The following is a 12,448-nucleotide window of genomic DNA, read 5'->3' as shown; positions in this document are numbered from 1 at the left end:
GTCGGGCAGTGATGATCGCCACCACGCTAGGGAGCCGGTGATCGGCCCGGACATCCGTGAGACGCAGCGCTGCGTCCGAAACGCGCAGCGCGGCGGGCGGGGTCAGCCGTGGCGCAGCGTCTGCGAGGGCAGCTGTCCGTACCGGCGGCGGTACTGCTCGGAGAACCGCCCCTGGTGCAGGAAGCCCCAGGCGGCGGCGCGTTCGGTGACCGAGGTGTCGGCGGGGTCGGCGGCCACCAGGTCGGCGTGCACGCGCGCGAGGCGGACGTCGCGGACGTAGGCGCTGGGCGGGACGCCGACGTTGCGAGCGAACGAGACCTGCAGCGTGCGCGTGGACACCCCGAGGTGCTGCGCGAGCTGCGGGACGGTGAACGCCTCGGCGGCGTGGGCCTCGATGTACTCGGTCGCGCGGCGGACGAGGGCGGGGCGGTCGTCGGCGGGCGGGGCGTGCAGCGCCTCGGTGTACTGGTGCGGCACGCCGTGCAGCAGCGCCGTCATCACGTAGGTCTCGAGCTGGGCGCGGGCGAGCGGGGCGTCCGCGATCCCGCCGGGGCGGTCCATCTCGGTCTGCAGGAACTGCACCGCCGCGAGCAGGGCGGCGCCGGGCCCGCGGGTCAGGTCCATCGTGACGTCGAAGTCGAGGGGGTCGTGGACCGGCCGGCCCAGCAGGCTCCCGAGGTGCTCCTCGAGCGGCCCGCGGTTGAACTTCATGGCGAACTGGGTCGCCTCCGGCGTCCACTCGACCGTCGAGTGCTCGGTGGGCAGCAGGACCGCGCCGCTGCACCCGCCCGCGGTCGTCGCGCGGTCGCGGCCGCCGCGGCGCGTGACCTGCGTGTTCCCGGACAGGGTCAGGTTGACGTGGTAGCAGCTCTCCAGCGGGGGCAGGTCGAGCGCCGCGTTCGCCCCGTAGACGAGGTAGCCGAGCGTCATGCGCTCCGAGGCGACGCAGTTGAGGCGCGCGTCGAGCGGGCGGCCGCCCAGCGAGTCGAGCTCGTGGCGCACGTAGACCTCGGTGACCACGTGCTGGGCCTCGTCGACGTCGGCCGTGCTCATCACGGCGTGGCCGGCGAGGGGCTCGGCCGGGTCCCTGCTGGGTGCGCCCACTCGTGACCCCTCGCCCCGGTGCGACCGTGTCGCCGGACACAGTTGCAGGCAACCGATCGGGGTGGCAAGTCGATCGCAGCCCCGCGACGTGCGCGGATGCGCTGCGCAGATCGGCCGGCGCGGTGCGCGTGACGGATGGGGCGGTGCCCGCGGCGCCTCCTAGCCTCCGACGATGACCACCACGCGGCTCCTCGGCATCGTCGGCTCGCCGTCCCCGGGAGGACGCAGCCTCGTGGCCCTGCGCGCGCTGCTCGACGGCGCCGCGGCGACCGGCGCGGCCACCGAGGTGATCGAGCTCGCCGACGGGCCCGACCCGGAGGCCGTCCAGCGGGCGATCGAGGCCGCCGACGGCATCGCCTTCGCGACGCCGACCTACCGCGCGCGCTCGAGCAGCCTGGTCAAGGGCGTCCTGGAGAACACCGAGCGCGGCGTCGCCGGCGACACCCGCGCCCCGCTGCTGGGCAAGGCGACGGCGATCGTCCACACGGGCGCGACGGCCCACCACTTCCTCGCGGTCGACGACCTGCGCGACGTGCTGGGCGGGTTCTTCGCCGCCCAGGTGCTCTCGCCGGGCCTGTACTTCGAGGGCGCCGACTACGTCGACGCGACCACCCTCACCGACCGCGCCCGCGCGCTGGCCGACGCCCACGGCCGCGCGTTCGCGGAGTTCACGACGGCGGTGCGCGCGGCGCCCGCCGTCCGGGCCCTGCGCCCCCTGCTCTGAGTCGGCTCTGGTCCCCGCGCGTCGGCGGTGATGTCGGTCAGTCGCAGGTCGGGCCGTCGCGCCACAGCCGGCCGGCCGTGCCCGCGGCGAGCGCCTCCTCGTAGATCTCCACCTTGGTGTGGATGACCGCGAGGGCCTCCTGGAGGTCGGCGACCTGCCGGGCCACCTTCTGCTCGTGCTCCTGGAGGATCGCGAAGCGCTCCGCCTCGTTGCCGGGGCCCTTGCGCACGAGGGCCACGTAGCGGTGGATCTCGGGCAGCGGCATCCCCGACGAGCGCAGCTTCGTGCACACCCGCGCCCAGTGCGCCTGTTCCTGGGTGTAGAGGCGCCGCCCCGCGGCGTTGCGCCGGACCGGTCCGGCGAACAGCCCTTCCTGCTCGTAGAAGCGCAGGGTGTGGGTGGGCAGCCCGGTGCGCTCGCTGACCTCGCCGATGCTCAGCAGCGTCTCTGTCTCGGTGGTCACAGCGCCAGTCTACGACTTTGACTTCAAGTCGACTTCAACTCCTAGCGTCGCCGCCATGGCTACCACCTGGTTCATCACCGGCACGTCGTCCGGCTTCGGGCGCCTGCTCACCGAGCGCCTGCTGGCCCGCGGCGACCGCGTCGCCGCGACCCTGCGCCGTCCCGAGGTCCTCGACGGGCTGCGTGCCGAGTACGGCGACCGGCTCTGGACCGGCCGTCTCGACGTGACCGACGGCGACGCGGTGCGCCGCGTCGTCGGCGAGGCGTTCGCCGCGCTCGGCAGCATCGACGTCGTCGTCAACAACGCGGGGTACGGCGTCTTCGCGTCCGTCGAGGAGGCGTCCGACGAGCAGATCCGCCGGGTCGTCGACACCAACCTGCTGGGCTCGATCCACGTCGTCCGCGCCGCGCTGCCGCACCTGCGCGCCCAGGGGCACGGGCGCATCCTCCAGGTCACGACGGCCGGCGGGCAGACGACCTACCCGAACTTCGCCTATTACCACGCCTCGAAGTGGGGTATCGAGGGCTTCGCCGAGACGGTCGCACGGGAGATCGCACCGTTCGGGATCGGCCTGACGATCGTCGAGCCCGGCGCGACGCCGACCGGGTTCGCCGCCGCGCTGGCCACCGCGCCGGTCATGCCGGAGTACGAGGACACCCCGGCGGGCCAGGTGCGGCGCGCGCTGACCGACGGCTCGTTCACCCTGCCCAACGACGCCGGGAAGATCGCCGGCGCGGTGATCGACCTCGTCGACGGCGGCGCGACGCCCCTGCGCCTGCCGTTGGGCTCGGACACCTACGAGGACGTCCGCGCCTCGCTGGTCGCCCGGCTCGCCGAGCTCGACGCCCACCGCGACGTGGCCTACTCGGTGGTGAAGGACCCCGAGGTCACAGCACCCGCGTGACGAGCGCGACGCCCTCGGCCGTGACGTGGTGCGTGCGCCCCGAGCCGCCGACGACCCGGCTGGCGCTGCGCACCTCGACCGTCGGCTCGTCCGCGTCGTCGGCCCACCGGCACGCGAAGCCGCCGTACATCCCGGGCACGCGGACCCACATCGTCGCGCCGGGGTACTCCAGCAGCGGCCCGAGCTGGGGCGGTCGCAGCGGCCGGTCCAGGCGGCGCGTCCGGACCTCGACCAGGGCGCGCAGGAACGTCTCGATGTCGGCGACCGTCTCGTCGTCCAGGGCCATCGCGGGCTCCGGGCGGAGCCGGTCGGCGAGCGAGACGTGGCCGAGGCGGCGGGCCACCGTCTCGGGGGTCGCGCCGTCCGCGCCGCGCAGCGTGCGCCACGCGCCGCGGGCGACGAGGTCGTCGACGACGTCGGGGTGGGCTCCCTGGCGTGCCGCGTGGTGCAGCGGCGCCGAGCCGCTCCGGTCGCCCGCGCGCAGGGCGTTGGCGCTGAGCGCCGAGGGCAGGTCGTCGTCGGTCCGGTCCAGGAGCGTCGCGACGTGCGCCCAGTGGCCCTGCTCGACGGCGTCGGACAGGGCGTCGCGCAGGGCGAGGACGGTGGGCTCGAGATCGGCGCGTTCGAGGACGGCGTCCCAGAGGAGCTGCGTCACGGCCGGGGCGGGTCGGACCATCGCGCTCAGCCTCGCGGACGGAGATCGGTGTGTCAGTCCGCCGATCGGACCCTTGCCCTGCTCGTGCTCAGGAGCCGAGGATCCGCCGCTTCTGCGCGTCGAACTCCTCCTGGGTCAGGATGCCCTGGCTCCTGAGCTCGCCGAGCTGCCGGAGCTGGTCGATGGTGTCGGCCCCGGGGGCGCCGCCGCCGTACCCCTCGCCGTACCCGGCGGGCGGCGGGGGAGGCGGGGGCGGCGGCGCGTACTCGGCCTCCTCCGCGGCCCACCGGCCGGCCTGGCGGCGCGAGACGCGGTTGGAGACCGCCGTGGCCGTGCCGGCCACGAGGGCGGTGCGGGCGAGTCCTCGCAACAGTCCGGGCATGGGTCGACTCCTCTACGCGGGGACGGACGGGGCGAGGGCGGCCTCGACCTCGTCGACGGGGATGCGGCCACCGGCGACGAGCTGGGCCCCGCCCCGGCGCAGTGCGGTGGCCAGCGGTGCCGCCCAGACGTTCTCGTAGACGAGCACCGCGGCGGTGGCGCCGGGGTCGAGCACCCCGCCGGCCTCGTCCAGGTCGTCGCGCCCGAGCAGGCCCGACGACACCCCGTCGAAGACCATCAGGTCGAGGTCACCGTCGCCGTCGATGTCGGCGAGCTCGAGGACGCTGAGCGTGCCGTCCGCGGCCTTGGCGACGAAGACGAGGTCGAGGATGCGGATGAGGCCGCGGTCGACGAGGTCGAGCAGCAGGGGCATGCCCTCGCCGGTCCTCGCGCCGGGAGGGAACTCGACGACCAGGTAGTCGATCGGTCCTGTCTCAGCTCTCGGCTCGGTCATGGTCCTGCCTCCCAGCTCGCCGGTTCTCCGGCGCCCGATGCTCGTCGGCCGTCGCCGGGGGGTCGTCGCCCGCCGAGGGTGATCCCGGGGCGGGGTCGGGGAGCCGCAGGGTGACGACGTACGACGTGACCACGGCGACGATCACCAGCGGCATCACGGTGAGGCCCGCCGTCCCCAGGAACAGGGTGGCGAGCAGCACCGAGGTCATCGGGAGGCGCAGCATGCCGACCGTCATCGCGCCCATCCCGATCGCCGCCCCGGAGACGGGGTCGAGACCGGGCAGCAGCGCGAGCGCCGTACCGCCGACCGCCCCGATGTACATGGCCGGGAACGTGGGCCCGCCGCGGAAGCTGGCCAGCGACCCGGCGTAGGCCAGGCCCTTGCACACGATCAGCAGGAGCAGGGCGCCGAGGCCGTACGCGGCGGGGTCGTGCAGCAGCGGGCCCAGCGCGTCCTGCCCCGAGAACAGCACGTCGGTGGCCGCGTGCCCGGTCGTGCCGGCGTAGACCACGGCGAGGGCGCCGATCGCGAGGCCCACCAGCGGCGTGACCAGCACCGGGCCGCGCACCACGACCGGGCGCAGCCGCAGCGCCGCCCACCGGATCGCGAAGCAGAGGCCGGCGGCGACGACGCCGGCGGCCACCGCCCAGCCCAGGCCCCGGACCGTCGGCGAGTCCGCGTGCAGGTCGCCCACCGCCAGGGAGAAGGTGCCGAACCCGGTCCACGAGTCCAGCCCGAGGAACACCAGCGACCCGATCCCGGAGCCCAGCAGGCCCGGGACCAGCACCATGGTGGCCGTCGCGCCGCCGAGGCCCGCGGCCTCCATCATGAGGAACGCGCCGGCCAGCGGGGAGCCGAACAGCGTGCTCACCGCGGCGAAGCTGCCCGTGGCCGCCACCACCGAGGCCACCGACGCCGGTGCCGCCCCGCGGGTCGCCAGCCGCAGGGCGATGACGGCGAGCCCGCCGCCGATCGCGATCAGCGGGGCCTCCGGGCCCACGACGACGCCGAGCCCGATGCTCGCGAGCGCGGCCAGGGCGATGCCGCCGAGGGCCGCGGGCTCCGGGAACCCGCCGGCGTGGAAGCCGTCGGCCGGGGACTCGCCGCCGTGCCCGGGCAGGTAGCGCACGGTCAGCCCGACCAGGAGCCCCGCGACGCCGAGCGGCACCAGCGGCCACCACGGCGGCGCGCCCGCGAACCCGAGCCCCGCCGGGAGGGCCTCGAACGCCCAGGTCTGGACGAGACCGACGAGGGCGAGGAACCAGTAGGCGATCGCCGAGATCGGCACGCCGATGACGGCGGCGAGCGCGAGCAGGCCGAGGTAGCGCCGCGAGCGCAGGACGGTGAACGGGTCGACCGCGGGGTCCGGCGGGGTCACGACACGGGCTGGATGCGCCCGTCGCCCGCCGCGGCCCGCCGGCGTCCGTCGGGCATCGGCGCCTGCCACGCCTGCGCACCGGCGGTGGTGGCCACCTGGGCCACCCCGATGGCGTGGCGGGCGAGCTGGGCGGGCGACATCTCCGTGCCGCGCTGCCAGCGCCGGGCGGCGTCGAGCAGCGCGGCGCTGCCCAGGGCGAGACCGACGCTCACGAGGGCGCTGCCCGCGGCGGCGAGCACCGCGCCGCCGAGGAAGAGCCGGGAGTTGAACCCCTGGTCGGGGGGACGCGACGCCATGGCGGACCTCCGTGGATGGGCGATGCCGGTCCACCGTGTCGCCCGCGGCGGTGCGCCCGCATCACCTGCCCCAGGTGACTACGGAGGCCGCCGCAGGATCGGCGGTGCCGGTCAGCGGGTCGCCCGTCCCGTCCGGTTGAACGCCCAGCCGTCAGGGCCGACGGCAAGGGGGTCGATCGGATGATCGTGCACGCGTGCGGGTGGTCGACGGCGAGACCCGCCGCCGAGCGCCCGGTCCGGTGGCATGTCGGCGCCGGTCGTGCTGGTCGGGGGGATGGCCGCCACCGAGCCCGTCCTGCTGCCGCTGCTGACAGGACATCAGCGACCGTTGCCGGAAATCGAGATCGGGGCCGGGGGCCGGGGGCCGGTGGCCGATCCTGCGTGCGCCCCGCCGCGACGGGGTATCCCCGGCACAACCCGGTTGACGCTCCAGCCCCGCCTGTCGGCTGCTCGCCGAGCCCCTCCCGGTGGGAGTTCGTTGATCACCCTCGCCCCGTCGCTCCACCCCACCTCCACCGCCGCCCGCGTCCCGGCGGGCTGCGGCGATGCGGCCGCGTGCGGGCGATGACGGACGACGCCGGGCGAGGGGATGCGTCGACCGACCTGACGCGCCTGCGCGACGCCGTGGCGCTCGCGCTGCGCGGGCCCGATCCCGTCGAGGCGGTGCGGGTCGTGTGCCGGTCGGCGGCGGCGGCGCTGCCGGTCGACGGCGCCGCGATCTCGACCATCGCGGGCACGCGCCACCGCGAGACGCTGTGCGCGAGCGACGACACCGCCGCCGAGCTCGAGGAGCTGCAGTTCAGCCTGGGGGAGGGGCCGTGCTTCGAGGCGTTCGACCTCGGTGTGCCCGTCCTGCTGCCCGATCTCGACTCCACGGCCGGCGCGCGGTGGCCGATCTACGCCTCCCGGGCCGTCGAGTGCTCCCGCGCCCGGGCGGTGTTCGTGTTCCCCCTGGTCTTGGGCTCGCTGCGCGTCGGCGCCCTGAGCACCTACTGCACCGCCCCGGCCGTGCTCGACGCCGAGGCCGTCGCCGCCGGGAGCGAGCTGGCCCAGACGGCGGCGTTGGTGCTGCTGGGCGTCCAGGACCCGGCCGGCACCGTCGCCCGGGTCCAGCGCGAGGCCTCGGCCGGGAGCCTGGGCGCGCGGATCGTGGGGCACGTCCAGGTCCACATGGCGGCGGGCATGGTCGCCGAGCAGCTCGGCGTGTCCCCGGACGCCGCGTTCGACCGGCTGCGCGGGCACGCGTTCGTCGAGAACCGGCTGCTCGTCGAGGTGGCCTCGGACGTCCTGGCCCACCGGTTGCGTCTCGACCGGGTGCCGGACGGCCCCTCCGGTGACCCGGGCCGGCAGCCGTAGCGGAGCGCTGCCGCCGCGCGGCCGCCGCGCCTACGATGGTCCCCTCCACGACCTGCGCGGTCGCCGGCTCCACCCCAGGGGCACCGAGAGGACGGTCCCGACGGAAGGGGAGCGGAAGCGTGCACGGCGACCCCGGCCCGGTCGGCGATCCGGTGTCGTCCGCGCCGTCGCCCGGTACCGACCTCGTGGCGGCACTCGATCGGCAGCTGCAGCTCCTCGAGGACGCCGACGAGATCATGGGCGCGGCGGCGCGACGGCTGGGTGAGCACGCCGGCGCCGACCGGTGCGCCTACGCGCAGGTGGAGGCCGACGAGAACCACTTCACCGTCTCCGGTGACTGGGCCTCGGGCTCGCTGCCGCCGCTGACCGGGCGGTTCGCGATGGCCGCGTTCGGCGCCGAGGCGCTGGCGGCGATGCGCCGGGGTGAGCCGTGGGTCGTCGAGGACGCCGCGACCGACCCCCGCCTCGACGACGGCGAACGGGCGGTCTACGCGACCACCGGCGTCCGCGCGGCGGTGTGTGTCCCGCTGAGGAAGGCGCAGCGCTTCGTCGCGGCGATGGCGGTGCACCACGCGCTTCCGCGGCGCTGGACGCCCTCGGACGTCGATCTCACCACGCTGGTGGCCAACCGCTGTCGGGAGTCCCTGGCGCGCGCACGGGCCGACCAGACGGCTCGGCGCAGTGAGGACCGCTTCCGCATGTTGTTCGAGCGGGCGACCGACGGTATCTGGCTCGCCGACCAGGACGGCCGCTTCCTGGACGCGAACCCGGCCGCGTGCGCCATGGTCGGGATGTCCCGGGAGGACCACCTGGGGCTGCGGGTGCACGACCTCGTCCGCGACCAGGACCGGGGCCGGCTCGCGCATCTGCTCCGGCGGTTGCGCGCGGGCGAGGCCGTCCACGAGACGTGGGAGATGCGCCACCGCGACGGCGGTGCCGTCGCCGTCGAGCTCAGCATCTGGTTCACCCCCGACGGTCTGTGGCAGGCCATCGGTCGCGACGTCACCGCCCGCCGCCGGGCCGAGGTCGAGCGCGAGCGCCTCTACCGGTTCGAGCACGAGCTCGCCGAGACCCTGCAGCGAAGCCTCCTGCCCCGTGCCGCGCCGGCCCTGGCGCGGCTCACCACCGCCACCCGCTACCTCCCGGCCACCACCGAGGCCCAGGCCGGCGGGGACTGGTACGACCTCGTGTCGATCGGGCCGACCACGGTGGCGCTCGCCGTCGGTGACGTCGTGGGCCACGGTCCGCGCGCTGCGGCGATCATGGGGCAGCTCCGCAGCGCCCTGTCGGCGTACCTGCTCGAGGGGCATCCGCCGGCCGAGGCGCTCGAACGGCTGGACCGGTTCGCCGCCGGCCTCGAGGGCGCCCTGGGCAGCACGTGCGCGTGCCTGACGCTCGACTGGGAGTCCGGCGTGCTGACCTGGGCGCTGGCCGGTCACCTCCCGATGCTGCTCGTCGACGACGAGGGCGTCCGCTTCCCCGCCGGGGGCGAGGGCACCATGCTCGGGGTGCGGGCCCGCACCGCGCCCTACCGCTCGGCGTCACTCGTCCTCGAGCCGGGTTCCTCGGTCCTGCTCTACACCGACGGGCTGGTGGAACGCCGCGGGGAGTCGCTCGACGAAGGACTCGACCGGCTGCTGCGCAGCACCGCGCAGGTCGGTCACCGCCACCCCGAGGAGCTCGCGACCGGTCTCGTCGACGCCGCGGTCGACGGCGGCGGCTCGGGCGCCGCCGACGACATCGCCCTGGTCGTGGTCCGGTGGATCCCGGCGCCGCTGCGGGCCCGGCTGACGGCCGAGCCCACGTCGCTGCAGTCCCTGCGGCGGGAGGTCACACGGTGGGCCGCGCGGGCCGGCCTCTCGCAGGGCCACGCGATCGACCTCCACCTGGCGGTCGGCGAGGCGGCGACCAACGCCATCGAGCACGCCTACCCCGACGGTGCGGGCACCTTCAGCTGTGATCTCGCGCGGACCGGTACCGGCGCGGTCCATGTCGTCGTCTCCGACTCCGGTCGGTGGCGGCCGCCGCCCACCGACTCGGGCCACCGCGGGCGCGGGCTGATGCTGATCCACGAGATCGCCGACGACGTCCGCGTCATCCCGGGTGGTGACGGGACGCGCGTGGCCTTCCTCGTCCCCGACACCGGGTCCTGACCGGGCCGCGGGCAGCTCAGGCGCTGCAGATCACCGCTCGCCGGTGCGGGTCTTCTTCTCCAGCTCGCCGGTGAGCCATTCGGCGACCTTGACCAGCTTCATGTTGGTGTTCTGGGAGGACTCCACGAGCATCGAGAACGCCTGCTGCTGGCCGATGCCGAAACGTTCCATGAGGATGCCCTTGGCCTGGCCGATGACGTCGCGGTTCTCGAGGGCGAGGTGTAGGCCCTGGATGCGCTGGGCGCCGTGCAGGACCAGGGCGGCCTGGGCGGCGAAGAGCCGGCCGGCGTCGGCGGTGCTCTCGTCGAAGACGTGCGGCTCGCCGGCGTAGAGGTTGAGCGCCCCGGCGCTGCCCTGCTCGGCGAAGAGCTGGAAGGACATCAGCGCCCCGACGCCGCGCTCGCGGGCGGCCGGGGCGTAGCGGGGCCACCGGTCGGTCGCCTGGGCCATGTCCTCGACGATGGTGCGCTGCTCGCGCCAGATGGAGTCGAGGCACGGTCCTTCGCGGAGGTCGTTCTGGATTTCGTCGAGCTCGCGCACGGCGTCGCTGCTCGGCGCCGCGGACCTGACGCGCCCGCCGCGCTCGACCAGGGAGATGCCCGCCTGGTCGACGTGCGGGACGGTCTGGATCGCGCCGCGCACGACCAGGCCGAGGGTGTGCTCGACACCGTCCTCCTCGCCCCGCTCGAGCAGGCCGCGGGCCGCCTCCTCGAGCGTGCGGGCAAGATCGGCACCGACGCGCTCCCCGGTCCCCTCACTGACGTGCTCGCGTTCGTCGCGCTCTCGTATGGACGACATGCGAAGAGAATTACCCACGGAAGGAAGAGGCCGACACCGTCGATGGTGCGCGGTCGGCGGCGTCCCCCTGCCCGGGGGCACCGCCGACCGCCGGTGTCAGCGGCGGGGCCGCGTGGACTCGGTGCCGCGTCCGGTGGCCCCGGTCTCGTCGGTGGCCTCGATCTGCTCCTTGCGGACCTCGTCGGAGACCTGCTCCTCGTCGCGGTGGGTCTCGGTGTCCATGCGGACCCGCTCCTTGGCGACGGTCTCCTTGCCGACCACCGGGCGCTCCTCGTGCAGGACGACCTCGTGCTCCTCCTCGGAGATGGACGGCCCGTCGTGGGCGGCCGGGGCGTTGGCCTCGGTGATCGGCTCGCGCTCGACGCGGACCTCCTCATGCGACACCGGCACCGTCTGGGTCACGTTCTCGGTCACGACGTACTTGCGCAGCCGCGCCCGGCCACGCTCCTGGGTCTGGGTGCCGACGCGCAGCTCCTCCTCCGAGCGGGTCATCGCCTCGTCGGTGGTCGGGCCCGACGTGTCGCGGCCGACCGCGCCGTCGTGCTCGTCGCGGTCCGTACCACCACGTCGTTCGCCACGGCCGGCTCCGGCGCCGTCCGCACCGCCGGTCGGGGTGTCGTGGGTGCGGGCGGTGGCGGTGTCACCGCCGTGATCGACGCCGTAGTGGCTGAACAGCTGCTGCTCGTTCTCGACCGACAGCTCGTTTCCGGGGTCGTGGTGCGGCGCGTTCTGGACGTCGTCCTTGGAGTAGGGGACCTCGAGGTGCCCGCCCTGGTAATCGGCCCTGGCCAGCGGCACCAGGGAGATGTGGATGCCGAACAGGCCCGTCTTGATGGCGGCCCACTCGGGGCGCTGGGTCTGGTTGTCGAGGTAGACGGTCTCGACCTTGCCGAGCTTCTCCCCGTGGCGACCGGTGACGTCGGCACCGTAGAGGTCGCGAGGATCGCTGAGATCAACGGTCATGGTCGGTGACTCCTTTCCCGCCCGTGCGTGGAGGACCCGACGAACGCCTCGAGGCACACGTCGGTCCACGGCAGGATTCCGGACGGAATGGTGGAACTGAGATCGGGACGCGGAGTCGCCCGACGGCTGGACGAGAAACAGCAGAATGCGCATCCTGCTCACTCCGCGTCCCTTCCGGGTGGCCGTTGCGGGGCCCGGTCAATCCTCCCGACGGCGCGGCGATCGGAGCAATTCGAACGGCGTCCAGACGATCGTTTCGCACACAACCTTTGCTCGCCGGCGAGGACCTCACACACCCCCGGACACGACGACGCTCCGGCACCCGCCTGGATGCCGGAGCGTCGTCCTTCGCCTCCCTGTCGTGGGAGGGTGGGGCTCAGGGTCGGCCGTTGCCCCGGGTCGGCCCGGCGCCGGGAGCGCCGGTGCCGCCGTAGGGGTCGGCGTAGGGGTCGCCGTACGGGTCGCCCGGCTGGGTGACCCGGGTGGTCTGCTCGCTCGGTCCGGCGGCGTAGGCGCCCCCCGAGGCGCCACCGGCGGGCGCGTGCTGCTGCGTGTACTGCTGGGTGTACTGCTGGGCCTCGGCCTGGGCGCGCTGCTGGCCGGCCTGCAGGTCGGCCTGGACCTGGTCGGAGTTCTGCTGGGCCTTGCGGTACCCGGAGTTGATCAGATCGGCGGCGGCGTCGCGGCCACCGAGGCCGAACGCCAGCGCCGCACCGAGCGCGACCGCGCCGATCAGGGCGATGTAGGTCGCGTTCACGATCGTCTGGGCGATGCCGAGCTGGTTGAGGATCATGAACACGGCGATGGCCATGACCAGCG

Annotated in this window: 13 protein-coding genes and 1 pseudogene; 4 read left to right on the top strand and 10 right to left on the bottom strand. The window is 74.7% G+C overall.

The window, feature by feature from the left end; translation table 11 throughout:
- Window positions 1-102 precede the first annotated feature (102 nt).
- Window positions 103-1,104, bottom strand: coding sequence for an AraC family transcriptional regulator (locus tag ACFPK1_RS17460; RefSeq protein ID WP_378022214.1), 1,002 nt, complete (start codon window positions 1,102-1,104; stop codon window positions 103-105).
- A 172-nt stretch (window positions 1,105-1,276) separates the two neighbouring features.
- Between ACFPK1_RS17460 and ACFPK1_RS17455 the strand changes: the two genes are divergently transcribed.
- Window positions 1,277-1,828 carry an NAD(P)H-dependent oxidoreductase gene (locus ACFPK1_RS17455; RefSeq protein WP_378022213.1) on the top strand — a complete coding sequence of 184 codons (552 nt, stop codon included), beginning with the start codon at window positions 1,277-1,279 and terminating at the stop codon, window positions 1,826-1,828.
- 37 nt (window positions 1,829-1,865) lie between these two features.
- Here ACFPK1_RS17455 and ACFPK1_RS17450 read toward each other — a convergent pair whose 3' ends face one another.
- Window positions 1,866-2,291 (bottom strand): MerR family transcriptional regulator, encoded by a 426-nt coding sequence (locus tag ACFPK1_RS17450; RefSeq protein ID WP_378022212.1) that lies wholly within the window; start codon window positions 2,289-2,291, stop codon window positions 1,866-1,868.
- Window positions 2,292-2,346: 55 nt separating this feature from the next.
- Between ACFPK1_RS17450 and ACFPK1_RS17445 the strand changes: the two genes are divergently transcribed.
- A complete protein-coding gene (locus ACFPK1_RS17445) occupies window positions 2,347-3,195 on the top strand; it encodes an SDR family oxidoreductase (RefSeq protein ID WP_378022211.1) in 849 nt (282 codons plus the stop codon).
- Here the strand turns inward: ACFPK1_RS17445 and ACFPK1_RS17440 are convergent.
- From ACFPK1_RS17440 to ACFPK1_RS17420, 5 genes are all read right to left on the bottom strand, one after another.
- The gene (locus ACFPK1_RS17440) at window positions 3,179-3,871 is read right to left on the bottom strand and encodes a hypothetical protein (protein WP_378022210.1); all 693 of its coding nucleotides are present in this window, start codon (window positions 3,869-3,871) and stop codon (window positions 3,179-3,181) included. The genes ACFPK1_RS17445 and ACFPK1_RS17440 overlap by 17 nt on opposite strands.
- A 67-nt stretch (window positions 3,872-3,938) precedes the next feature.
- Window positions 3,939-4,232 carry an SHOCT domain-containing protein gene (locus ACFPK1_RS17435; RefSeq protein ID WP_378022209.1) on the bottom strand — a complete coding sequence of 98 codons (294 nt, stop codon included), beginning with the start codon at window positions 4,230-4,232 and terminating at the stop codon, window positions 3,939-3,941.
- 12 nt (window positions 4,233-4,244) lie between these two features.
- Window positions 4,245-4,685: a DUF6325 family protein gene (locus tag ACFPK1_RS17430; RefSeq protein WP_378022208.1), complete on the bottom strand. Its 441-nt coding sequence runs from the start codon at window positions 4,683-4,685 to the stop codon at window positions 4,245-4,247.
- Entirely contained in the window at window positions 4,666-6,063 is a 1,398-nt protein-coding gene (locus tag ACFPK1_RS17425; RefSeq protein WP_378022207.1) for a chloride channel protein, read from the bottom strand. The genes ACFPK1_RS17430 and ACFPK1_RS17425 overlap by 20 nt, the downstream gene beginning before the upstream one ends.
- A complete protein-coding gene (locus ACFPK1_RS17420) occupies window positions 6,060-6,359 on the bottom strand; it encodes a hypothetical protein (RefSeq protein ID WP_378022206.1) in 300 nt (99 codons plus the stop codon). Before ACFPK1_RS17420 ends, ACFPK1_RS17425 begins: the two co-directional genes overlap by 4 nt.
- A gap of 564 nt (window positions 6,360-6,923) precedes the next feature.
- Between ACFPK1_RS17420 and ACFPK1_RS17415 the strand changes: the two genes are divergently transcribed.
- Both ACFPK1_RS17415 and ACFPK1_RS17410 read left to right on the top strand, forming a co-directional pair.
- Entirely contained in the window at window positions 6,924-7,715 is a 792-nt protein-coding gene (locus tag ACFPK1_RS17415; protein ID WP_378022205.1) for a GAF and ANTAR domain-containing protein, read from the top strand.
- Between the two features lie 119 nt (window positions 7,716-7,834).
- On the top strand, window positions 7,835-9,868 hold the full coding sequence (locus ACFPK1_RS17410) for a SpoIIE family protein phosphatase (RefSeq protein WP_378022204.1): 2,034 nt from the start codon (window positions 7,835-7,837) through the stop codon (window positions 9,866-9,868).
- A gap of 30 nt (window positions 9,869-9,898) precedes the next feature.
- On the opposite strand, the gene ACFPK1_RS17405 is transcribed toward ACFPK1_RS17410, so the two are convergent.
- The 3 genes and pseudogenes from ACFPK1_RS17405 to ACFPK1_RS17395 form a co-directional block, all read right to left on the bottom strand.
- On the bottom strand, window positions 9,899-10,666 hold the full coding sequence (locus ACFPK1_RS17405; RefSeq protein ID WP_378022203.1) for a GAF and ANTAR domain-containing protein: 768 nt from the start codon (window positions 10,664-10,666) through the stop codon (window positions 9,899-9,901).
- Between the two features lie 96 nt (window positions 10,667-10,762).
- Window positions 10,763-11,629 carry a DUF2382 domain-containing protein gene (locus ACFPK1_RS17400; protein ID WP_378022202.1) on the bottom strand — a complete coding sequence of 289 codons (867 nt, stop codon included), beginning with the start codon at window positions 11,627-11,629 and terminating at the stop codon, window positions 10,763-10,765.
- 376 nt (window positions 11,630-12,005) lie between these two features.
- Window positions 12,006-12,448: pseudogene (locus ACFPK1_RS17395) on the bottom strand (hypothetical protein); the annotation flags it as partial.

Source organism: Actinomycetospora rhizophila (assembly GCF_042657905.1).
In the GTDB taxonomy this organism is placed as follows: domain Bacteria; phylum Actinomycetota; class Actinomycetes; order Mycobacteriales; family Pseudonocardiaceae; genus Actinomycetospora; species Actinomycetospora rhizophila.
Note: the sequence above shows the minus strand (reverse complement) of the source record. Positions and strands in the feature narration are given on the sequence as shown.

Coding starts and splice junctions, on each gene's coding strand:
- ACFPK1_RS17400 (WP_378022202.1), bottom strand. CDS start 11,629: ATGACCGTTGATCTCAGCGATCCTCGCGACCTCTACGGTGCCGACGTC.
- ACFPK1_RS17440 (WP_378022210.1), bottom strand. CDS start 3,871: ATGGTCCGACCCGCCCCGGCCGTGACGCAGCTCCTCTGGGACGCCGTC.
- ACFPK1_RS17415 (WP_378022205.1), top strand. CDS start 6,924: ATGACGGACGACGCCGGGCGAGGGGATGCGTCGACCGACCTGACGCGC.
- ACFPK1_RS17455 (WP_378022213.1), top strand. CDS start 1,277: ATGACCACCACGCGGCTCCTCGGCATCGTCGGCTCGCCGTCCCCGGGA.
- ACFPK1_RS17430 (WP_378022208.1), bottom strand. CDS start 4,685: ATGACCGAGCCGAGAGCTGAGACAGGACCGATCGACTACCTGGTCGTC.
- ACFPK1_RS17405 (WP_378022203.1), bottom strand. CDS start 10,666: ATGTCGTCCATACGAGAGCGCGACGAACGCGAGCACGTCAGTGAGGGG.
- ACFPK1_RS17435 (WP_378022209.1), bottom strand. CDS start 4,232: ATGCCCGGACTGTTGCGAGGACTCGCCCGCACCGCCCTCGTGGCCGGC.
- ACFPK1_RS17420 (WP_378022206.1), bottom strand. CDS start 6,359: ATGGCGTCGCGTCCCCCCGACCAGGGGTTCAACTCCCGGCTCTTCCTC.
- ACFPK1_RS17445 (WP_378022211.1), top strand. CDS start 2,347: ATGGCTACCACCTGGTTCATCACCGGCACGTCGTCCGGCTTCGGGCGC.